This is a genomic window from Phyllobacterium sophorae (genome assembly GCF_003010965.1).
GTDB classification, from domain to species: domain Bacteria; phylum Pseudomonadota; class Alphaproteobacteria; order Rhizobiales; family Rhizobiaceae; genus Phyllobacterium; species Phyllobacterium sophorae.
Window position 1 is genome coordinate 543,684 of record NZ_PGGM01000002.1, and the last position, 22,470, is coordinate 566,153.

20 protein-coding genes are annotated in these 22,470 nt (G+C 57.3%); 17 read left to right on the forward strand and 3 right to left on the reverse strand.

Annotation, left to right across the window (positions count from 1 at the left end; translation table 11 throughout):
- Positions 1 to 15: 15 nt before the first annotated feature.
- Entirely contained in the window at positions 16 to 357 is a 342-nt protein-coding gene (locus CU103_RS06620) for a hypothetical protein (RefSeq protein WP_106663105.1), read from the reverse strand.
- Between the two features lie 176 nt (positions 358 to 533).
- Here CU103_RS06620 and CU103_RS06625 point away from each other — a divergent pair, with 176 nt between their 5' ends.
- The 4 genes from CU103_RS06625 to CU103_RS06640 all read left to right on the forward strand — a co-directional run bounded on the left by CU103_RS06625 (position 534) and on the right by CU103_RS06640 (position 6,314).
- Positions 534 to 3,320, forward strand: coding sequence for a valine--tRNA ligase (locus tag CU103_RS06625; protein WP_106663106.1), 2,787 nt, complete (start codon positions 534 to 536; stop codon positions 3,318 to 3,320).
- Positions 3,321 to 3,710: 390 nt separating this feature from the next.
- A complete protein-coding gene (locus CU103_RS06630) occupies positions 3,711 to 4,994 on the forward strand; it encodes an OmpP1/FadL family transporter (protein ID WP_106663107.1) in 1,284 nt (427 codons plus the stop codon).
- Between the two features lie 404 nt (positions 4,995 to 5,398).
- Entirely contained in the window at positions 5,399 to 5,533 is a 135-nt protein-coding gene (locus tag CU103_RS32470) for a hypothetical protein (RefSeq protein ID WP_262260608.1), read from the forward strand.
- On the forward strand, positions 5,520 to 6,314 hold the full coding sequence (locus tag CU103_RS06640; RefSeq protein WP_106663109.1) for a tetratricopeptide repeat protein: 795 nt from the start codon (positions 5,520 to 5,522) through the stop codon (positions 6,312 to 6,314). The genes CU103_RS32470 and CU103_RS06640 overlap by 14 nt, the downstream gene beginning before the upstream one ends.
- A gap of 144 nt (positions 6,315 to 6,458) precedes the next feature.
- Here CU103_RS06640 and xth read toward each other — a convergent pair whose 3' ends face one another.
- Both xth and erpA read right to left on the reverse strand, forming a co-directional pair.
- Positions 6,459 to 7,238, reverse strand: a complete 780-nt coding sequence (gene xth, locus CU103_RS06645) for an exodeoxyribonuclease III (protein WP_106663110.1) — start codon at positions 7,236 to 7,238, stop codon at positions 6,459 to 6,461.
- A 42-nt stretch (positions 7,239 to 7,280) separates the two neighbouring features.
- Positions 7,281 to 7,616 carry an iron-sulfur cluster insertion protein ErpA gene (gene erpA, locus CU103_RS06650; RefSeq protein WP_106663111.1) on the reverse strand — a complete coding sequence of 112 codons (336 nt, stop codon included), beginning with the start codon at positions 7,614 to 7,616 and terminating at the stop codon, positions 7,281 to 7,283.
- Positions 7,617 to 7,774: 158 nt separating this feature from the next.
- On the opposite strand from erpA, the gene CU103_RS06655 reads away from it, so the two are divergent.
- The 13 genes from CU103_RS06655 (at position 7,775) to CU103_RS06715 (ending at position 22,438) form a co-directional block, all read left to right on the forward strand.
- Positions 7,775 to 8,983 (forward strand): deoxyguanosinetriphosphate triphosphohydrolase, encoded by a 1,209-nt coding sequence (locus tag CU103_RS06655; protein ID WP_106663112.1) that lies wholly within the window; start codon positions 7,775 to 7,777, stop codon positions 8,981 to 8,983.
- Between the two features lie 202 nt (positions 8,984 to 9,185).
- Positions 9,186 to 10,943 carry an arginine--tRNA ligase gene (gene argS, locus CU103_RS06660; protein WP_106663113.1) on the forward strand — a complete coding sequence of 586 codons (1,758 nt, stop codon included), beginning with the start codon at positions 9,186 to 9,188 and terminating at the stop codon, positions 10,941 to 10,943.
- A 110-nt stretch (positions 10,944 to 11,053) separates the two neighbouring features.
- The gene (locus CU103_RS06665) at positions 11,054 to 13,576 is read left to right on the forward strand and encodes an SPOR domain-containing protein (protein ID WP_106663114.1); all 2,523 of its coding nucleotides are present in this window, start codon (positions 11,054 to 11,056) and stop codon (positions 13,574 to 13,576) included.
- 75 nt (positions 13,577 to 13,651) lie between these two features.
- Positions 13,652 to 14,671 carry a beta-N-acetylhexosaminidase gene (gene nagZ, locus CU103_RS06670; protein WP_106663115.1) on the forward strand — a complete coding sequence of 340 codons (1,020 nt, stop codon included), beginning with the start codon at positions 13,652 to 13,654 and terminating at the stop codon, positions 14,669 to 14,671.
- A gap of 13 nt (positions 14,672 to 14,684) precedes the next feature.
- Positions 14,685 to 15,548: a segregation and condensation protein A gene (locus tag CU103_RS06675; RefSeq protein ID WP_106663116.1), complete on the forward strand. Its 864-nt coding sequence runs from the start codon at positions 14,685 to 14,687 to the stop codon at positions 15,546 to 15,548.
- Positions 15,541 to 16,272 carry an SMC-Scp complex subunit ScpB gene (gene scpB, locus CU103_RS06680; RefSeq protein ID WP_106663117.1) on the forward strand — a complete coding sequence of 244 codons (732 nt, stop codon included), beginning with the start codon at positions 15,541 to 15,543 and terminating at the stop codon, positions 16,270 to 16,272. The genes CU103_RS06675 and scpB overlap by 8 nt, the downstream gene beginning before the upstream one ends.
- A gap of 195 nt (positions 16,273 to 16,467) precedes the next feature.
- Positions 16,468 to 16,695, forward strand: a complete 228-nt coding sequence (locus tag CU103_RS06685) for a twin-arginine translocase TatA/TatE family subunit (protein WP_106663118.1) — start codon at positions 16,468 to 16,470, stop codon at positions 16,693 to 16,695.
- Positions 16,696 to 16,759: 64 nt separating this feature from the next.
- A complete protein-coding gene (gene tatB / locus CU103_RS06690) occupies positions 16,760 to 17,344 on the forward strand; it encodes a Sec-independent protein translocase protein TatB (protein ID WP_106663119.1) in 585 nt (194 codons plus the stop codon).
- Positions 17,341 to 18,168, forward strand: coding sequence for a twin-arginine translocase subunit TatC (tatC, locus tag CU103_RS06695; RefSeq protein ID WP_106663120.1), 828 nt, complete (start codon positions 17,341 to 17,343; stop codon positions 18,166 to 18,168). Before tatB ends, tatC begins: the two co-directional genes overlap by 4 nt.
- Before the next feature lie 68 nt (positions 18,169 to 18,236).
- Entirely contained in the window at positions 18,237 to 19,520 is a 1,284-nt protein-coding gene (gene serS, locus CU103_RS06700; protein ID WP_106663121.1) for a serine--tRNA ligase, read from the forward strand.
- A 17-nt stretch (positions 19,521 to 19,537) separates the two neighbouring features.
- The gene (surE, locus tag CU103_RS06705; RefSeq protein WP_106663122.1) at positions 19,538 to 20,296 is read left to right on the forward strand and encodes a 5'/3'-nucleotidase SurE; all 759 of its coding nucleotides are present in this window, start codon (positions 19,538 to 19,540) and stop codon (positions 20,294 to 20,296) included.
- Positions 20,293 to 20,946, forward strand: a complete 654-nt coding sequence (locus CU103_RS06710) for a protein-L-isoaspartate(D-aspartate) O-methyltransferase (protein WP_106663123.1) — start codon at positions 20,293 to 20,295, stop codon at positions 20,944 to 20,946. The genes surE and CU103_RS06710 overlap by 4 nt, the downstream gene beginning before the upstream one ends.
- Positions 20,947 to 21,070: 124 nt before the next feature.
- Complete coding sequence (locus CU103_RS06715; protein WP_106663124.1) at positions 21,071 to 22,438, forward strand: M23 family metallopeptidase; 1,368 nt, start codon at positions 21,071 to 21,073, stop codon at positions 22,436 to 22,438.
- Positions 22,439 to 22,470 lie beyond the last annotated feature (32 nt).

Consider the following 22,470-nt stretch of genomic DNA (forward strand, 5'->3'; position numbering starts at 1 on the left):
AATTACCCAGCTGTGCTAGCGCCCCTGGATCACTTTGAGCGCATTGGGAGTAAGGGCGCCCTTATAGACGGAATTGATGTCGTCGCGCGTCAGTTTCCCGCTGGCAACTCCCTGGACAATGCGTCTGCAGAAGACCGTCGGCACGCTTGCGACTGACGTCCCCGCCAGCGTAGCAAAACTCTGGCGCCGCTCGGGCGACATGTTACCCACTGAGGTGGAGCAGTTTGCGATTTCAGCTTTCTGCTGAGCGGGATTTCGCACGCTGGCTTGTACTTGCTTGTAGCGGTTTTCAGACACCATGCATCCCGCCAGCACAAGCGCAGCGAGGCATGATGTAACCAAATGCGAGATTTTCATTCTCTTCCCCCAAAATGCGCCACTGTTGCGCGGCTCACTGGTCGAGGGTTCGCATTGATTCGTCAAGCGGGCGCGAAGCACGTTTGACAGTCATCATTGACTTTTCATTGACTTATAGGCGGCCATTCGGTTTACACCGTAGCCAATCCTTTTTCCGCAAATGACGGACACTTTGTATGCTTGAGAAGACGTATGACGCCGCGGCCGTAGAGCCCGAAATCGCAAAACGCTGGGACGAAGCCGGGGCCTTCAAGGCCGGGGCCGGCTCGAAGCCGGGCGCCGGTCCGTTTGCGATCGTCATTCCGCCGCCAAACGTGACGGGTTCCCTGCATATGGGCCATGCGCTCAACAACACGATCCAGGACATTCTCGTCCGTTTCGAGCGCATGCGCGGCAAGAACGTACTGTGGCAGCCGGGAATGGATCACGCGGGCATTGCCACGCAGATGGTTGTCGAGCGGCAGCTGATGGAGCGCCAGCAGCCAGGCCGCCGCGCCATGGGCCGTGAGAAGTTCGTGGAGCGGGTATGGGAGTGGAAGTCAGAGTCTGGCGGCATCATTGCAGGTCAGCTCAAGCGCCTCGGTGCATCCTGCGACTGGTCTCGCGAGCGATTCACCATGGACGAAGGTCTGTCGAAAGCTGTCCTTGAAGTTTTTGTCACGCTTTACAAGGAAGGGCTGATCTACAAGGACAAGCGCCTCGTCAACTGGGATCCGAAACTTCTGACTGCGATTTCCGACCTGGAAGTCGAGCAGCACGAGATCAAGGGGAATCTGTGGCATTTCCGCTATCCGCTGGAAAACGTGGCTTTCGATCCGCAGAATCCGCATACTTATATTGTCGTGGCAACGACGCGTCCGGAGACCATGCTGGGCGATACGGGTGTTGCGGTCAATCCCGGCGATGCCCGCTATCACGCGCTGATCGATAACAATGTCATTCTGCCACTGGTCGGCCGTCACATTCCCATCGTTGCCGACGACTATGCCGATCCGGAAGCGGGTTCCGGTGCTGTCAAGATCACGCCGGCCCATGATTTCAACGATTTCGAAGTCGGCAAGCGTAACGATCTGCGTCAGATCAATATCCTCAACACGGATGCTTCGATCCATCTGAAAGACAATGATGAATTTCTCGAAGGCCTGGAGCCATCGAGAAACCTCAGTCAGCTGATACATGTTCTGGATGGCAAGGATCGTTTTGCTGCACGCAAATTGATTGTCGCGATGATGGAAGAGGGCGGCTTTCTCGAGAAAATCGAGGACCACACCCATATGGTCCCGCACGGTGATCGTGGCGGTGTGCCAATTGAACCGTACCTCACCGATCAGTGGTATGTGAATGCGGCCGAGCTCGCCAAGCCGGCGATTGCCAGTGTGCGCGAGGGCCGGACCAATTTCGTGCCGAAGAACTGGGAAAAGACCTATTTTGACTGGATGGAGAATATCCAGCCGTGGACGATCTCGCGCCAGCTCTGGTGGGGTCATCAGATCCCGGCATGGTACGGCCCGGACGGGCAGGTCTTCGTTGAACGCAGCGAGGAAGAGGCGCTAAGCGCCGCCATCCAGCATTATCTCGCACATGAGGGGCCGATGAAAGCTCATGTCGAGAATCTCATCGAGAACTTCAAGCCGGGTGAAATCCTGACGCGCGATGAGGATGTGCTCGACACGTGGTTCTCGTCGGCACTCTGGCCATTCTCGACCCTGGGCTGGCCAGACAAAACGCCGGAACTCGCTACCTACTATCAGACCGACGTTCTCGTGACGGGATTTGACATCATTTTCTTCTGGGTGGCCCGAATGATGATGATGGGCCTGCATTTCATGAATGAAGAGCCGTTCCACACGGTTTACGTTCACGCGCTCGTTCGTGACAAGAACGGGGCGAAGATGTCGAAGTCGAAAGGCAACGTCATTGATCCGCTCGAACTGATCGACGAATATGGCGCAGACGCGTTGCGCTTCACCCTGGCGATCATGGCGGCGCAGGGACGCGACGTGAAGCTTGATCCAAGCCGCATCGCCGGTTACCGCAACTTTGGCACCAAGCTGTGGAATTCGACGCGCTTTGCCGAAATGAACGGAGTGGCGCGCGATCCATCGTTCCGCCCGGAGCATGCCAAGCTTACGGTCAATCGCTGGATTCTGACAGAATTGACGAATGCGGTGCGTGATGTCACCGATGGAATCACCAGTTATCGCTTCAATGAAGCAGCAGGTGCTGCCTATCGCTTCGTCTGGAACCAGTTCTGCGACTGGTACATCGAACTCTTGAAGCCGGTATTCAATGGCGAGGATGCAGAGGCAAAGGCCGAAGCCCAGGCCTGTGCCGCCTATGTCCTTGACGAAATCTACAAGCTGCTGCATCCGTTCATGCCGTTCATGACAGAAGAGCTTTGGGCGCATACGGCAGGCGAGGGGCAGGCACGCGAAACGCTGCTTTGCCATGCGGGCTGGCCGGAGCCAGAATTTCTCGATGCCGAGGCTGCAGCCGATATCAACTGGCTCATCGATCTGGTCACCGGCATTCGCTCGGTGCGGGCCGAAATGAACGTTCCCGCATCGGCAGTGGCGCCCCTTGTGGTCATCGGTGCCAACGATGTGACGGAGGAACGCCTTCGGCACCACGACGCTTCGATCAAATGGCGCGCCCGTGTGGCGACGATTACGCTGGCCGCAGACGCTCCAAAGGGCTCGGCTCAGTTTGTCATCGGCGAAGCCACGGCCTGCCTGCCGCTGGGAAGCCTCATCGACGTGAACGCCGAGATTGCAAGGCTTACCAAGGAAGCCGGCAAGATTGCCGATGAATCGGAGAAGATCGCAAAGAAGCTTGGTAACGAGAAGTTCGTCGCCAATGCGAAACCGGAAATCGTCGAAGCCGAGCGCGAACGTTTCGCCGAGTTGCAAGCCTCGGCCGAAAAAATCGAAACGGCGATCCGCCGGGTACGCGAAGCGGGTTGATGACAAAGATTCGCGAGCCGGCGCGAATCCCGCTTGATTGAATCGAGACTTCCCCTTGAAACACAGGGGGAAGCTCCCCATTTCCGCCAGTGAAAAGCCCCAATTTTGTCATTTTCCGGCGGCGTTGCATTTGAGCAACAACGGCGTTTTCCGCCCAAAAATCATTGATTTTGCCACTAACCAATTCGGATTAGTTGAAAAAATAGCGAAACCTCGATCTCGAAATCGAAAATTTCGGAATTTTTCGATTCTCCATCGCCCCGTTGAAGAATCAGCCTTTCGCAAACCCGTTGCACGATCGGTGTGCTTTGTTACCTATTACGTATTGGTAACAATTTTGCTGAACTGTTGCGGCGTTCAGGAAGTTTTTGGACTTTCGGGGGATAACTAATGTCTAAGGCTATTTCAACGATTTTGGGCGGGGCGCTGCTTTTGACGGGTGTGGCCTCTGCTGCTCAAGCCGGGGGGCTAGAGCGCGGAGGCTACAACTGGGAATTGTTGTTCGACCCTAGCCGCGTTGCAACGGAAGCAGGCGTGATATACGTGATGCCTGACCGCAAATTCAAGAACGCTCGCGATATCAATCCGCTTGATGGGCTTGGCGCCAACGGCATCGGCGGCGGGTCAACCTCCGGTCATGAAACACCGAACTATACAGTTCCACGTTTCGGCGCGAAACTCGGCATCACGTCAGATTTCGACTGCTTGGGAACTTATTCCGAGCCATGGGGTGTTCACACCAATCCAGGTGCCGATTGGGTAGGCGCAAACCAGAACATTGAGACCAAGATTAACAGCAAGGACTATGGTCTGACCTGTTCCTATAAATTCGACGTAGGTAAGGGATACCTCCGCGCAATCGGCGGTGTGTCCTACCAGGAGGTCGACGGCTTCAAGGAAAGGCTTGTTCTCGGTCAGGTTCTCCAGACCCCATTCGCAGCAGCAGGCTTTGACGGAACGGGTGTTCTCGACCTGAAGGGCGATGGTTGGGGCTGGCGCATTGGAGCGTCATATGAAATCCCAGAATACGCATTTCGGGCAAGCTTCATCTATAACGCCGAGGTCGATCTAGGTCGGATTGCCGGCACGATCGATGTTACAGAAATTCCTGCGATTTTTGCCAACCCGCTTCTACCATTCGCTGGACGGATCATCGACGTATATGGAACGGCAACGTTGCCGCAAACCGCTGAGTTCAGATTCCAGACTGGTATCGCACCAGACTGGCTGGCTTTCGGCTCGGTAAAATGGGTCGATTGGAGTGTGCTCCAGGTCGTCGGCTTCTGTTCGGTAACGGTTCCCACCTGTACGCCTGCCGCCTATGCCACATCACTCGATCTGATGTTCCGTGACGGCTGGACGGTATCCGGTGGTGTCGGCCATAAATTCAACGATCAGTGGAGCGCACAGGTTCAGCTGAGCTGGGATCGCGGCACATCAACTGGTTTGACTACGCAGACCGATACCTGGCTGCTTTCGACCGGCGTTTCCTATACACCGAATGATAAGTTTGAAGTTCGCGCCGGCGGTGCGGTCGGTATGCTGACGTCTGGCGAGTATGGACCACCTCGAAGCTGCCCCAGCAGGTCTGGGGTCTGCGGCGGCGACGTTGCCTATGATTTTGGCGATGACTTCGTAGGCGCCCTGTCGCTTTCGGCCAAGCTAAAATTCTGATCCAAACCTTTGATATAAAAGAAAAGCCCGGCAAACCGCCGGGCTTTTTTATTGAGATGGCTCTGGCCAATACGAACCCCCTTCCAGTGTAAAATCATTTTTCTGCCGTTCAAATTTTGTGACGATTCAGCAACACTTCTGCGCGATGATCTGCAGCGCAAGAGCGGGGGACAAATCTGCCCATTTTGCGCCACAAACCCGGAGCACCTCAATGGAGCGGCAACCTTGGGTGGTTGGAAACATCGAGTAATAGTGCAGATGCTCCGCATGGGAAAATGATGGACGCGTTAGTTATTTCGAAGACCCGATCTGCAAGACGTCAGCGGACGTTCGTTCATCATTTTATTGTGAGCCCCAGTATTGCCGGAAATCCGTCAAATGATTGCTGGAATGATGTGCGAGGCTTGAACATCTCGCCGCTGAATGCGGTGTTCATGCAGGCTGGCGAGTATAGTACCTGGACGGTTGAAATGGCGCGCGGTGTTGCTGCGACAGATCTGGTCAGGGTGAAGGAAGAACGCTGCCATGTTCGTCACTGAACGCCTTGTCGCTCCGCTGGTCGGAATTGGCCTTATGATGAGCGCCATGACGGCACCTTGCTTTGCGTTCGATACCAAGAATGAAATGAATGAGGATTCCAGCCCGTTTGCGCTCTTCAAATTCGGCTTCTCGGCCTACAAGAATGGTCACAAGGATGAGGCGGTCAAGGCGCTTCGCTTTGCCGCCGAGAAAGGACACCAGGGCGCCAACTGGAAGCTTGCCCGCATGTATGCGGAGGGTGACGGCGTCAAGGAAGATGACTACGAAGCCTATAAGATGTTCGAGCAGGTCATTCGTGAAGGCGCTGATCAAGGCACGCAGAACGAAAGCTATGTCGCCGACGCCCTTGTTGCACTTGCCGGCTATTTGAGGCGCGGTATTCCCAATTCACCCATCAATTCCAATCCGGGCGCTGCGCGCGATCTTTATCTGCAGGCGGCGTCGAATTTCGGCGACTCCGATGCGCAGTTCGAACTTGGCAAGATGCTGATGAAGGGCGAGGGCGGACAGCCCAACCCCAACCAGGCCGCACGCTGGTTTCGCCTTTCGGCACAAAAGGGTCATGCGGGTGCGCAAGCCATGCTCGGCAATCTGCTGTTCCAAGCGGGAAAGACGGTGCGTGGTCTGGCGATGATGACGGCGGCTCTCGAGCATGCCAGCAAGCAGGATCGGGCCTGGATCGGCGATATCCAGGAACAGGCGTTTTCAATAGCCGATGAGGCTGACCGGCGAACTGCCATGGTACTCGCAGAGGATATCATCAAGACCGGCGACTTCTAGGACCTTCCAATTCACGCTGATGGACATCTGATGCGATTTTCTGCGCTTCCGGTGCTTACGGACCAATAGGGCCGCTACGCTCCGGTTCTCGAAAACCGCACCAGCCGCCTGAATTCTCGAAAGGTCTTTAGCCAGAACTGCGTGCTAAGCGATCGAAATCGCTACGGGCACATGATCCGAGGGCTTTTCCCAGGCGCGGACATGTTTCTCGATACTCGCAGACTCAAGCAGGTTGGCCGCTTCGGGTGACAACATCAGATGGTCGATGCGAATACCGTTGTTCTTCTGCCAGGCTCCGGCCTGATAGTCCCAGAATGTATAAGTCCCTGCCGCATCGGTGACGCTGCGGACAGCGTCAGTGAACCCGAGATTTTCGAGCCGACGAAATGCCTGTCGGGTTTCCGGCTGGAACAGAGCGTCGTTGACCCACGCTTCGGGCACCTTGGCGTCGACCGGCTCGGGAATGACGTTGTAGTCGCCGGCAAGTATGAGCGGTTCTTCCAGCGCGAGCCTTTCTTCAGCCCATCGTTCCAGCCGCGCCATCCAGCGCAATTTATACGGAAATTTCTCCGTATCGATCGGATTGCCATTGGGCAGGTACAAAGAGGCGACGCGCAAGGCGCCATTCCCGGTTGAGAAGACCGCTTCGATAAAACGCGCCTGTTCGTCCGCATCGTCTCCGGGGAGGCCACGCGTTACCTCCTCCGGTGATTTCTTGGACAATATGGCAACGCCATTGAAGCCTTTTTGGCCATGCGTTTCGACATGATAGCCGAGAGCCTCGAGTTCGAAACGCGGAAAGCCATCATCGACGGATTTGATTTCCTGCAAGCAAACGATGTCCGGATCGGATTCTTGCAGCCAGGTGGTGAGAACCTCGATGCGTGCTTTTACACCGTTGATGTTCCAGGTGACGATTTTCATGGCAGTTCCGCTCTGGTTCAACGGTGAGAATTTATGGATTTATCAGACGGAAAAGCTGGTTCCGCAACCACAGGACGATGTGGCGTTGGGATTGCGGATCTGGAACGACTGTCCCATCAGATCGTCGACGAAATCAATTTCCGAACCGCCAATATAGGGCAGGGAAATCGAATCGATCAGTACCCTTGCGCCCAGCTTTTCAATTACGATGTCGTCGGCGTCCTGCGCATCGACCAGATCGTATTTGTAGGAGAAACCCGAGCAACCGCCACCCTCGACCGAAATGCGCAGGGCGGTCTTTTCTGGATCGGATTTCAAAATCGCCGAGATGCGCCGTGCGGCGGCGTCGGAGACAGAAACATTGGCTAGTTCGGTCATTCTTTACGATTCCTCTGCGGATTGCTCCGCTGCGCTCGGCCGGGGATTGACATTGCCATGTCACACCTTGCCATTCATCATACACCATAGCTAAGAATTGGCGACTGTGAAGTCAACGATGTCCGCAGTCACAAAACCGGAAGGCGCGTAATTCAGTCATGTCGATGCAGGGTATCGGATTCGGTTACAGGGAGCGCGCGGCTTATGCCTGCGACCCCGAGAAAAGCCGAGGGCGGCTTGTCGAGGAAAACGAGAGCCCCACTCGCACTGTGTTTCAGCGCGACCGGGACCGAATTATCCATTCAACCGCGTTCCGGCGGCTGAAGCACAAGACACAGGTGTTCATCGCGCATGAGGGTGACCATTATCGCACGAGGCTGACACATACGATCGAGGTGGCGCAGATCGCCCGGGCGCTGGCGCGGTCCATGCGCCTCGATGAGGATCTGGCCGAGGCGATCGCGCTCGTGCACGATTTCGGCCATACGCCGTTCGGTCACACCGGCGAAGATGCGCTCAACGACAAGATGGGGGACTTTGGCGGTTTCGACCACAATGCGCAATCATTGCGGATCGTGACGAATCTCGAAAAGCGTTATGCCGAATTCGATGGGTTGAACCTGACATGGGAAACGCTCGAGGGGTTGGTCAAACACAACGGTCCCCTGATCGACAGCGCGGGCAACGGGCTCAAGCATGCGGTGCCCGCGTCAATTCTTGAATACAACGCGCGGCTTGACCTGGAACTTGCGAACTACGCTTCGCTGGAAGCCCAGTGTGCTGCGATTGCAGATGACATCGCCTATAATGCGCATGACATCGATGATGGATTGCGCTCAGGTCTGTTGTCACTCGATGCGTTGGAAGGTGTGGCTATCACCGGCGATATCCTGCGTGCGGTCAGGCAGAAATATCCGGTGCTTGATGATGTGCGCACATCCCACGAGATTGTGCGGCGGCAGATCACAATCATGGTCGAAGACGTCATTCGGAGCGCGCAGGCGAATTTGGAGGCGCTCAAGCCGCAGACTGTCTGCGACATTCACGGTGCGGGGCGAATGATTGTGGGATTCTCCGCACCGCTGCGCGAACAGGAGCAGCTGCTCAAAGCCTTTCTCTACGAGAACCTCTATTTCCACCAGAGCGTGGTGCGCGTGCGCAAATCCGCTGACATGATTGTGAGAGACCTGTTCGACGCGTATCTCGCTGACGAACAGTGCATGCCGGAAGGCTGGCGGAACGGCGGGACACGGGGCGATTTGACGGCGCGCGCACGGCTTGTGGCGGATTTCCTGGCAGGTATGACCGATACCTATGCTGTGCGCGAACACCGCCGGCTGTTTGACCATACGCCCGAATTGTCCTAGAGACCGTCTGCAAATTCACCCTGAGGGACGTCTGATGTGATTTTCAACGCTTCCGGTGCTCGTGGACGAAAAATGTCGACTTCGCTCCGATTCTCGAAAATCACACCAGCTGCCCCATCAGGCTTCCAATGTCTCCTGAGGCGAACCCAACTTCGGCAAGTTAGCCGAGCAATCGATACAAAACCCGAATGAGTATGATGTCATGAATATCTTCGCGGACTTCGATACGCGGATCAAGAACGCCCTGCAAGCGCTTGAATTGAAAACAACAGATGGCGCTGAGGTTGATCTGTCACGCGTGGGCGTGGAACCGCCGCGCGATGCGAGCCACGGGGATATCGCGACCAATGCGGCAATGGTGCTGTCCAAGGCGGTCGGCCAAAATCCGCGCGAACTTGCGGTAAGGATTGGCGATGCTCTGAAGAACGATGCTGATGTCGGCACGGTCGAGGTGGCGGGACCCGGTTTCATCAATCTGAGGCTGAAGGACACTTATTGGCATCGGCAACTCGCAGGCATGCTGAATGCCGGCCTCGATTATGGCCGGTCGAAGATCGGTTATGGACACCGGGTCAATGTCGAATATGTCTCGGCCAATCCGACCGGGCCGATGCATGTGGGCCACTGCCGGGGTGCCGTGGTTGGCGATGCGTTGGCCAACCTTCTCAAGTTTGCGGGTTATGACGTCGCCAAGGAATATTACATCAATGACGCCGGGGCGCAGATTGACGTTCTGGCGAGTTCCGTGATGCTGCGCTACCGCGAGGCGCTGGGCGAACATATTGGCGAGATCCCTCCCGGGCTGTATCCGGGCGACTATCTCGTTCCGGTCGGGCAAGCGCTGGCGAAAGACTTCGGCACGAAACTCCTCGAGATGCCGGAAGACGAGGCGCTTGCCATCGTCAAGGACCGGACGATCGACGCCATGATGGCGATGATCCGCGACGATCTCGCTTCGCTCAACGTGCATCATGATGTGTTTTTCTCCGAACGGACCTTGCATGCGAACAACGCAAAGTTGATCCGGTCGGCGATCAATGACCTGACGCTGAAGGGACATGTCTACAAGGGGAAACTGCCGCCGCCTAAGGGGCAGCTGCCGGAAGACTGGGAGGATCGCGAGCAGACCCTGTTCCGGTCAACAGATGTTGGCGATGATATCGACCGGCCGTTGGTCAAGTCTGACGGGCAATTCACCTATTTCGCCGCCGATGTTGCCTACTTCAAGGACAAGTACGACCGGCATTTCGATGAGATGATCTATGTGCTTGGAGCCGATCATGGCGGTTATATCAAGCGGCTGGAGTCGCTGGCGCGAGCCGTTTCCGGTGGAACGGCCAAGCTGACTGTCCTGATATGCCAGCTGGTCAAGCTCTACCGCAATGGTGAGCCCGTGCGGATGTCGAAGCGGTCGGGTGAGTTCGTCACTTTGCGGGATGTCGTGGAAGAGGTGGGCCGCGATCCCGTCCGGTTCATGATGCTTTACCGGAAGAACGATGCGCCGCTGGATTTCGATTTCGCCAAGGTGACCGAACATTCCAAGGACAATCCCGTTTTCTACGTCCAGTATGCTTCAGCGCGGTGCCATTCGGTTTTCCGGCAGGCAATCGAGCAGCTTGGCATCGGTGAAGAAGCGCTGGCGGCAAGTGCCCAGCATTTCCATCTGCTCACGGATGAAAGCGAAATAGCGCTCATCCGCAAGCTTGCGGAGTACCCGCGGCTCATCGAAACAGCGGCATTGCATCAGGAGCCGCACCGGCTGGCTTTCTACCTCTATGACCTTGCAAGTTCGCTACATACGCAGTGGAACAGGGGAACCGAAAATACGGACTTACGTTTTATTAAGGTTAACGATCCAAACTTGTCCCAAGCCAGGCTAGGGCTGGTTCAGGTTGTTTCGAAGGTCCTGGCGTCCGGATTGTCTATAATTGGTGCGGACGCCCCGACTGAAATGCGCTAGAATGCGCTGAAAAGCGTAGCAATCCTGTCAACTTTTGCCCACATTGCGCTGGTAAGGCCAATGCGTGACGTCTTCGGGCGTCCCACAGTTGAGAGTACAGGATTAACGCCATGGCGGACAACTATCTTCAGCGTTCTCACCGGCAGGATGATTCGCGATTAGGTTCTGACGACCCCTTGATGGAGCTTTCCCGCATTATGGGAACGCCGGAAGAGGATGAGTCTGCGACCGGATCTTCAGATGAATTTACCCTGGATCTTGAACGCGAGCTGATGGGAGGTTTGGATGAGCCGACCCTTCCCCGGTCCGCCCAGCAGGTTCCTGACCATAGTCAGCCCGCAGACGATCATTTCGCCGTTCAGGACTTTCAGGAGTCCATCGAGCGGGAATTATCTGCGAGTGAACCTTCCAATGCACCCGAGGAAGTAGCCACTCAGCCTGCTTTTGCTTATGAAGAGCCGGATTATGCCGATTACGAGCCCGACGCCTCTTACACGGATCGCGAGGTCGGTGAGGGGATAGATGCTCCCATAGCTGCGCAGCATGAAGCGCACCCGGTTGCTGCGGCTCCATCACTTAGCCTGGAGGATGAACTGGAAACCCTGCTAGCGGGCTCCGCCCAGCCTGTCGTGCAGCGATCCGCAAATGCCACCTGGGGCTATGGTTCGCAAACACAGGTCGCCGGGCGTACGGAGCCGGCACCCTCGATCAGCCGGACGACATCCTATCAGGAGCCAGCATCGCAGCCGTCCTTCACGCAGGAACCAGCGGTCTATGAGGCCACTGACGAGCAGATTCAGGATGCGTCGGACGAAGATTTTGATACCGACGAACTGATGGCGGCTTTCGATGATTTCGACGTTCCATCGGAAATCGAGGAAGAACAGGCTGTCGTTGCATCCGAGCCGGTTTTTCCGCGCTACCACAGCGTTGAGCAGTCGTATGCGCCTGCGCACGAACCGATCGAAGTGCCGGTCGCTGCGCCCGTTGCCAGCGCACCGAAACTGCCCGAAGTTCACGATCTGGGCGATTATGCCGATGAGCTCGATCGTGCGGCATCTTCGATCGATGCGGCGCCCGACGTTGATACGGTGGCGGTGACCGAAAACCGGGTCGACTACACCGAGTCTCTTGATCTGCCGGCGGTAGACTATGGGGATGACGTTTCGGACCACCATGGTCTCGGGGAGCTTGAGACAGAGTTTGCCGAAGTGTTTGGTTCGATAGAGGCCGAAGACCAGCGTACCACTGTTGCCGAAGAAGCTTCGGCGCCAGAGCCGGTTAAGGACGAGTTTGCGGATATTTTTGCCGACGTGTTCGGCAATGAAGCGGAACAGGGCCGTTACAACGCTGCCGGTTACGCCACCGCAGCAGCAGCCGGCGCAGCCGGTATAGGGATAGCTGCCGCCAACGCGCAGCAGAACCGTCAGGCAAACCAGGCCACCTATCAGGACGGACCGGACGCCGATGATTTCGGTTATGATCCACGGCAGGACAATGTCGACATTGCCGCAACGCCCTATGGGCAAAAGCAGGCGAAGGGCAGAAGCAGCCTGTTCGTGCCGGGTGTCGCTGCAGCAGTGGTGCTTGTGGCCGTCGCTGGTGCGGTAGCCTATAAATGGACTGGCGGCCCGGGTGGTGAGCCCGTCGTCATCATGGCGGACAAGACGCCGATCAAGGTTCAGCCGGAAACCGCCAGCACCGCCGTTGTTCCCAATCAGGACAAGGCCGTGTACGACAAGGATGCCACGGCGGCACCAGCTGCACCGAAACAGGATCAGCTTGTAACTACCCGTGAGGATCCTGTGGATCTCGCTGCCGATGAGGACGAAGACGTGCCAGCGGACCTCGGCAAGGTCGAGGCACGGGTCGATCCGGCAGAGCAGGATACTGCCGCCAGTGAGCCACCGGCTGAGCGCAACGGCGCGATCGCACCGCGCAAGGTCCAGACAATGGTGGTCAAGCCTGACGGAACGATGGTTGCATCCATTCCACAGGCTGGCGAGCCAATGAGTGCCGGTCCTGCCGCTGCTCCGGCCGAACGCCCTGCTGCGCCAGCCCCGGTCAGTACAAATGCACCGGCCGCTCCAGTAGCATCGGCGGACGATCAGATTGGTTCCCTCGTCCAGGATAGCGAGCCTGCTGATCTTGCACCTGTTGCTGCCCCTGAAGCTGTACCTGCGAAAACGACAAAAGCTCCGGCAGCGGGCAAGCTGCCTGCCAAGCCGGTCGAGACGAAGAAGATTACCCAGGAAACGGTCGCATCCGTAGGGCCGAAGAATGTTCCGGTAGTCGAGTCTCGCCCTGCCGAGCAGCCACTGGACATCGTTGACCGCGTGCCACCGAAGAATGCAGCTGGTCAGCAAGTCGCCTCCACCGCCCCCGCGGCAGGCAGTTACATGATCCAGATCGCTTCGCAGCCAAACGTTGAAGGTGCGCAGAAGACTTACGCATCGCTGTCACAGAAATATGCAAGTGTGATCGGCGGGCGCGGTGTGGATATCAAACAGGCGGAAATCGCCGGCAAGGGCACGTTCTTCCGTGTCCGGATCCCCGCTGGCTCCAAGAGCGATGCAAACGCTTTGTGCGCCAAGTATAAGACTGCAGGCGGCAGCTGCTTCGTTACGCAGTGACGCCTCCAACATTCTCGTGAAGAGGCGGCAATGGCCGCCTTTTCTTTTTTTGCGTCAAAGAAGTAGACTCTGTGCATGAGCGAATCAAAAGCATGGATTGCCGGAACCACCGGTTTGAAACTGACCCCCGATGAAATCGCGTTCTTCCGCGACGAGCGTCCATGGGGTTTTATTCTGTTTGCCCGCAATGTCAGCGAACCCGCACAGATCGAGGATCTGTGCGCGCATCTGCGCGATCTGGTCGATCGTGACGACGCGCTTGTGCTGATCGATCAGGAAGGCGGACGCGTGCAACGGCTGCGTCCTCCGCTGGTACAGAACTATCCTTCAGGATCGGCGCTGGGTGCGCTTTACCGGGAGGACGAAGAGAAAGGCCTGCGTGCTGCATGGGTCATGTCACGTCTCCACGCCTTCGATCTGCTCAAGCTCGGCATCAATGTGGATTGCCTGCCGGTGCTGGATGTGCCGGTTGAGGGGGCAAATGATGTGATCGGGACACGGGCTTATGGCAAGCATCCGGAAATCGTGACCGCAATGGGGCGTGCGGCGGCAGAAGGTCTGCTTGCCGGCGGTATGCTGCCAGTGATGAAGCATATGCCGGGCCACGGCCGTGCGTTTGCCGACACCCATCATGCGTTGCCAACGGTCGCGACGCCGCTGGAAGAGCTGGCGGAGCATGATTTTGCGCCATTCCGCGCTTTGGCGCACCTCCCGATGGCGATGAGCGCGCATGTGATCTTCTCGGCTGTCGATCCGAAGAACCCGGCCACGACATCGGGTAAGGTGGTGGAAGAGATCATTCGCGGCTATATAGGCTTCGACGGGCTGCTGATGAGCGATGACATCTCCATGAACGCACTTTCTGGGGATTATTTTGATCGAACCAAAGCAATCTTTGCGGCGGGACTCGATATCGTGCTTCATTGCCACGGTATCATGGACCAAATGAGAGCGGTCGCATCGTGCACGCCAGAACTCGAGGGTAAGGCGCTCGAACGGGCGTCGCGAGCGATAGATTACAGAAAAGAGCCGGACACCTCCAATGAGGAAGAGCTCCGGGAAGAATTCCAGCGCACCTTCGAGGCGGTGGCATAAAGGCGAGAAGAATTTGGCTGCGAGCGAGCAAAAGACCAATGGGAAGAGCACGACGCCGATGGAGGTGCTGTGGGAAAGCCCGTCTGATCGCGGTCTCAGCGAGCCCTCGCTGGTCATAGATATCAAGGGTTTCGAAGGTCCGCTTGATCTTCTGCTGCATCTTGCCCGCAATCAGCGGGTCGATCTTGCGCGCATTTCCGTGCTCGCGCTTGTCGAACAGTATCTCGTCTTCATCCGTCAGGCGCAGGCCCTGAGGCTTGAGCTGGCGGCCGATTACCTGGTGATGGCCGCGTGGCTCGCCTATTTGAAATCAAAGCTGCTGATACCCAAGGCTCCTGGTGAAGAAGGCGAGAGCGGCGAGGAACTCGCGGCAACGCTGCAATTCCGACTGAAGCGGTTGGAGGCCATGCGCGATGCGGCGACCAAACTGATCAATCGCAACAGGCTTGGCCGCGATGTTTTCGTGCGGGGCATGCCTGAGGCGGTCATCGTCGATCAGACCAATACATACTCAGCGACACTTTACGAGCTTTTGACTGCCTATGCCTCACAACGCCAGAAACGGGCGGTTTCGCAAGTGCAGATTGCACGGCGCAGCGTTTGGTCGCTCAAGGATGCGCGCACGATCCTGATGCGGCTGGTGGGCGAGACGAAGGACTGGACGGCGCTCGATCAATATCTGCTGGAATATATCGTTTCTCCGGCGGAGCGAGCCACGGCGCTTGCCAGTTCTTTTGCCGCCAGCCTGGAAATGGTTCGGGAGGGCCATCTCGAAATCCGCCAGACGGGTGCGTTCGACCCGATATACCTCCGCAACAGGCCCGCAAGATTGGCGGAACTGCCGGTTGCGCCAATTGAGGACATGGTCAATGGCTGATTCCATGCAGGACCAGTTCGAGATCGAGAACGATGAATTTGAATCATCGGCTGAAAACTGGAACTCGTCGCTTTCTCTTTCAGAGGCATTGCGCATGGCTGAGGCCATTTTGTTCGCATCGGCCGAACCAGTGAGCGAAAAGGCGCTGCAGGAGCGCCTGCCATCCGGTGTTGACGTTGCGGCGCTGCTTGGAGAATTGCAGGAAATCTATTCCAAGCGCGGCATCAATCTTCGGCAGGTTGGCGGTGCATGGGCATTCCGCACTGCGGCGGATCTGGCCTTCCTGATGAATCGCGAGGCTTCACAGCAGAAGAAGCTTTCGCGAGCGGCGCTGGAAGTCCTGGCAATCATCGCCTATCACCAGCCGGTTACCCGCGCGGAGCTGGAAGATATTCGCGGCGTGGAGACGTCCAAAGGTACGCTCGATGTATTGATGGAGACGGGCTGGATCAAATTTCGCGGGCGCCGGCGCACACCGGGCCGCCCCATAACCTATGGCACAACCGCTTCGTTCCTGGATCATTTTGGCCTGCAGGAAGTGCGCGATCTGCCGGGCATTGACGAGTTGCGCGGAGCTGGATTGCTTTCAGCACGCATGCCGGCCAACTTTGCCATTCCGGTGCCGGCGAACGATCCGGATGAATTGACCGAGGATGAGGATCCGCTGACGGACATTGACCTTGAAGAACTCGGTCTTTTGACTCCCCGTATAGAACATGATTGAGACAAGGTTTCTTGCCTACTTTTGTGCGCAATGGTGGCGTAAAGAAACCGTGGCGGAAGAATTCCTGCCGGAGTCTTCACTTCGGACTTGCGCGGCGTTTACATGAATGTGAAAGAGCAGAATATACTTGTGTTTGAAAAGCACGGGAAAAAGGCATAGATCAGCCCAAACTGTTGGGCGAATGTGAGGAATGAAATGGGTAGTTTTTCAATTTGGCACTGGCTTATCGTGCTCGCTGTCGTGCTTCTGCTGTTCGGTCGCGGCAAGATTCCGGAACTCATGGGCGATGTTGCCAAGGGCATCAAGAACTTCAAGAGCGGCATGAGCGATGATGATGCCGCCGCCGCCGATGATTCCAAGACGATTGACAATCAGACGAGCCAGCCGGTGAATTCAGTCAAGGAAAAGACGACAAAGTCTTGAATGACAAGAATTAGTCTTGTCCTGCGCGCGGTCCCGTTGCCGCGTTGTGGCTGGAGCATGATGGATGTTTGAAGTTGGTTGGTCGGAAATCCTGGTTATCGTGATCGTCCTGATCGTGGTGGTCGGTCCGAAGGATTTGCCGAAAATGCTGCGCGCATTTGGCAAGGCGACGACGAAGTTTCGCGCCACCGCCGGTGAGTTCCGGCGGCAGTTCGACGAAGCCCTCAAGGAGGCTGAACTCGACGATGTCCGCGATATCATCAAAGATGCCAAGAGCCTTGATCCACGCAGCGATATCCGCAAGGTGTTCGATCCGGTGCGGACGATTGGCGAGGAAATCCGTTCAAGCCTGAAAGATGCGACGTCAACCGCGAAGGAAAATGTTGCTGTTCCGGACCCAGAAGCGCCCGGCGCCGCGCAGTTGCAACCGCAGGTCATGGAACCATTGTCGTCAACCACCCCTGCGGCCGCCGCGACCACGACCGCAGCCGAAGCGACAGAGCCAAAGGCTCCGGCTGCTAAAAAGACAGCAGCAGCCAAGAAGACCGCAAAGCCGGCTGCGGTAGCTGATGCAAAGCCGGCAAAGGCACCGGCAAAAAGCACGGCGAAGCCGCGGAAGAGGGCTGGCGATACGGGGATACAATCTTGAACAAGATCGATGACGATATCGACAAGAGTTCGGCGCCGCTGATCGATCATCTGATTGAATTGCGCCGGCGTCTGATCTGGGCGCTGGTTGCGTTTTTCATCGCGTTCCTCGGTTGCTTCCACTATGGCAAGCAACTGTTCAATCTGCTTGTCATTCCCTATCAATGGGCTGTTGGCTGGGCAGGTTTTGACCCGGCCAAGGCGCAGCTGATCTACACCGCACCGCAGGAGTTCTTCTTCACCCAAGTGAAGGTCGCCATGTTTGGCGGTCTGGTGCTGGCGTTCCCGGTGATTGCGTCGCAGATCTACAAATTCGTGGCTCCGGGTCTGTATCGCAACGAGCGCATGGCGTTTCTGCCATTCCTGATTGCATCGCCGATCCTTTTCCTCCTGGGCGGTGCGCTGGTATATTTCTTCTTCACGCCGATGGTCATGTGGTTCTTCCTCGCCATGCAGCAGCAGGGGGTTGCCGGTGAAGTGCAGATTTCGCTGCTGCCGAAGGTGTCCGAATACCTCAGTCTCATCATGACGCTGATTTTTGCCTTCGGATTGGTTTTCCAGCTGCCGGTGGTCACGACGTTGCTGGCGCGCGTTGGCCTCGTCGGGTATGAAGGGCTGAAGTCGAAGCGCAAATACGCTATCGTCATCGCCTTCATCGTCGCTGCAGTCATTACGCCGCCGGACCCGGTCAGCCAGATCGGTCTTGCGCTCCCGACGATCATTCTCTACGAGATTTCCATCTGGATGGCGCGTCTGGTCGAGAAGAAGCGTGCGGCGGCCGATGCCGAAGCGCAATCGGAGTCCAGCGAAATCTCCTCTTCCTGACGCCTCAGATTTCGCCGGGCGCCTCGCGCCCTTAGTCAACCAATTCACTCCAATACGGCTTTATTCCCATGCTCGATATCAAATGGATCCGCGAGAATCCGCAAGCGCTTGACGCAGCTCTGGCCAAACGGGGCGTCGAGCCGGCATCATCCCGGCTGATCGAGCTTGACGAAAAGCGCCGTCAGCACATCGCCAAGCTGCAGGAAGCACAGGAACGCCGCAATGCCGCCTCGAAAGAGATTGGCAAAGCGATGGGCGCAAAGGACCAGGCGACAGCCGACCGTCTCAAGGAGGAAGTCGCCGAGATCAAGCTGTTCCTGCAATCCGCCGAAGAGGAAGAGCGCCAGCTCGACCGCGCGTTGAACGATGCGCTGTCGGTGCTGCCGAACGTGCCGCTGGAAAGCGTGCCTGTCGGCAAGGATGAAGCCGCCAACGTCGAGACACGGCGCGTTGGCGCTTTGAAGAACTTTGCCTTCGAGCCAAAAGAGCATTTCGAGATCGGTGAGAAGCTTGGTTACATGGACTTCGAGCGGGCGGCGAAGCTCTCGGGCAGCCGCTTTACGGTTCTGAAAAGTCAGTTGGCTCGGCTGGAGCGCGCTCTTGGACAGTTCATGCTCGACCTGCACACGACCGAGCATGGCTATACCGAGGTCAGCCCGCCACTGCTGGTCAACGACGATGTGCTTTACGGTACGGGCCAGTTGCCAAAATTCGCCGAGGACCTGTTCCAGACCAGCGATGGCCGGTACCTCATTCCCACTGCTGAGGTCCCGCTGACCAATCTGGTGCGTGAGGAAATCCTCGATATTCGTGACCTGCCGATCCGCATGACTGCTCTAACCGCATGCTTCCGCTCGGAAGCCGGTTCTGCCGGCCGTGACACGCGCGGCATGCTGCGCCAGCATCAGTTCATGAAGGTCGAGCTCGTATCGATCACCGATGCCGAGCGTTCCATCGAAGAGCATGTGCGCATGACGGCCTGTGCGGAAGAAGTGCTGAAGCGGCTCGATCTTTCCTTCCGCACGATGACGCTTTGCACGGGTGACATGGGCTTTGGTGCACAAAAGACCTATGATCTCGAAGTCTGGCTGCCCGGCCAGAAGGCCTATCGCGAAATCTCCAGCTGTTCGGTCTGCGGCGACTTTCAGGCACGCCGCATGAATGCGCGCTACCGGCCGGAAGGCGAGAAGTCGACGCGTTTCGTTCATACACTCAACGGTTCCGGTGTCGCCGTTGGACGCGCATTGATTGCCGTCGTCGAAAATTATCAGAATGAAGACGGCAGTGTCACAGTTCCTGATGCACTCGTGCCCTATATGGGTGGACTGAAGCGGATTGAAAAAGCAGCTTGAATTTAAGGGGTAGGGCAATGCGCATTCTCTTGACCAACGATGATGGTATTCATGCGGAAGGTCTGAGCGTGCTTGAACGCATTGCCCGCCAGCTGTCTGACGATATCTGGGTGATTGCACCGGAAACCGACCAAAGCGGTCTGGCGCATTCGCTGACACTCTCCAATCCGTTGCGGCTGCGCAAGATCGACGAGCGGCACTATGCCGTGCGCGGGACGCCGACCGACTGCGTGATCATGGGGGTCAAGCACCTGATGCCGCAGGCTCCTGACCTTATCATCTCCGGTGTCAATTCCGGTTCGAACATGGCTGATGACGTTACATATTCCGGCACGGTTGCCGGTGCGATCGAGGGCACGCTGCTTGGCATCAAATCCATCGCCCTTTCGCAGGAATACAACCTCGACGGCGGCACCCGCATTCTGCCTTGGGAGGTTGTCGAGGAACGGGCACCGGCGCTTTTGAAGAAGCTGCTTGGTGTCGAGCTGGCAAAGGGTGTGCTCATCAATATCAATTTTCCGAGTTGTGCGGCTTCGGAAATAGCAGGAACGCGTGTGACGGCGCAGGGCAAGCTCTCACATGGCCTCACCATCGAGGAACGCCACGACGGGCGTGGCCTGCCTTACTACTGGCTGCGCTATGGCCGCGGCAAGGATGTGCCTGCGGAGAACAGCGACGTAGCGGCGATCCGCAGCAACCATATTTCGATCACGCCACTGCAGCTTGACCTGACCGCACATGAGATGCGTGCAACCTTGGAGAATGCGTTCGCATGAAGCCCGCACTCTCGGAACGTGAAGGATTTGCCGCTTTTGTTCTTCGCATGCGCTCGCTCGGCCTTACCGACCAGCGACTGATGGCCGCCTTCGAGGCGACACCGCGCATGACATTCGTCAACGGCAATCTGGGCAATGTGGCTTATGGCGAAGGCATGCTGCCAATCGAGTGCGGCGAGTTCATGGAAGGACTGGATCTGCAAGCGCAGCTCATCAAGACGCTCGAGCTGGAGCCCACGCATCGCGTGCTCGAAATCGGCACGGGTACAGGCTTTACCGCAGCTGTCATGGCGCGTCTTGCCGGTCGTGTGCTCTCGCTCGAGCGCTATCGAACCCTTGTTGAAATTGCCCAGCAGCGCCTACAGGCTTTGAAGATAGAGAACAGTTTCATCAAGCACGCCGATGGCAGGCATGGCTTGGCACATGATGGTCCCTTCGATCGCATTATCGTCTGGGGTGCCTTTGAAAGCATGCCGCGCCCGTTCGTCGACCTGCTGTCTTCCAACGGCGTGATGGTGGCGCCAATCGGCCCGCTCGATGGCAGGCAGGTGATCGCGCGTCTTTCGAAAATCGGCAGCCGCTTCGAGCGGCAGGACATGATGCCGGTGCGTTTCCTGCCGCTTTTGGAAGGGGTTGCCGCCGCGCTCTAAAGTTGCAACGGTTTAAGAGTTTGGTGAATTTTTTACAAATTTTATTCGCCTTTTAACGGTCGAGTAACATTAACGCGATCTAATGCTCCCAATATTCTTGTATTGAGTACGGGCGGGATATGCGATGCGTTTGAGTACACTAGACAAAGCGTCACGGCGGCTGGCTCTGAATGCCGCTATTCTCACAATTGCCGGCGTGGCTGCAGGTTGCAGCTCGGGCGTGCAGCGCTTCACCAGCGCGGATTTCAGCTCCGGCTACAGCGATAACCAGCGGTCAATCATGCAGACACAGAACAACGGGCCGCAGCCTTATACGCCGCCGGTCGATTCAACCTATACCGCCTCGGTCAATCGTGGTGCGGTGCAATCCGGGGGTGTCCAGCGCGGCAGCCTGCCGCCGGTTGGCGCAGCAAGCGCATCGGCCCTCCCGCCGGTATCGTCGCAGCCGTCGCGTCCAGCGTTGGCGCCGGTTGCAAGCGCGGCGCCATTGCGGCAGCAGCAGGTTGCTTCCGCTGAGTCCACCCAGTCGATGCAGGCTGCACCACTTGGTGCAAACTCCGGCACTTTGAAGACTCCGGATGGGCGCGAGGCCAAGATGCCGGCAAAGCCAGCTCCTGCCCGGGCGCCTTCAAACGAAGTCGCGGTCTTGCCGCAGACACCGCAGGTGAAGGAAAAGCAGGCCGCCCCGTCGGCGACGCCGGCAACCACGGCAAAGAACATGACGCCGCCAAGCAGTGGCGGTTCCTATACCGTGCAGAGCGGCGATACACTGCATGCGATCTCGCGCAAGACCGGCAGCAATGTCGAGGCGATCAAGCAGGCGAACAATATGAAGGACGGCACCGTTCGTATCGGCCAGTCGCTGATCATCCCTCCATCCAATGCGGCGCTGGCGCAGAATGTCGCCAATAACATGAAGCCGAAGGGCGCGGTCGATCAGGTCAAGACAGCATCGACACCACCAGCTGAGCAGCCAAAGGTTGTGGCCAATGCCGCCACACAGGCCGCGACCGCTGCGGCAGCGCCGCAGGCGGATACCCAAGCCAAGCCTTATACGCCGCCCCAGGCCAGCGAAAAGGTGATCGATGAAGCCGAAAAGGATGTTGCTGCCGCACCTTCCGCGACGGGTGTCTCGGGGATGCGCTGGCCGGTTCGTGGCCGTGTCGTTGCCAATTACGGCAAGGGCAGTGATGGTATCGATATCTCGGTACCGGAAGGCACGCCGATCAAAGCCGCTGAAAACGGCGTTGTCATCTACTCCGGCGATGGTCTCAAGGAATTTGGCAATACGGTTCTGGTACGCCACGACAATGGTCTGGTTACCGTTTACGGCAATGCCAGCAAGCTCAACGTTCAGCGCGGCCAGAAGGTCAAGCGTGGCGAAGAGCTCGGACGTTCCGGTATGACCGGCAACGCTACGACGCCGAAGTTGCACTTCGAGGTTCGCAAGAATTCGACACCGGTCGATCCGTCGAAATACCTCGAATCCTGATCGATCAGAGAATGCACAAAAGCCCGCGCCGG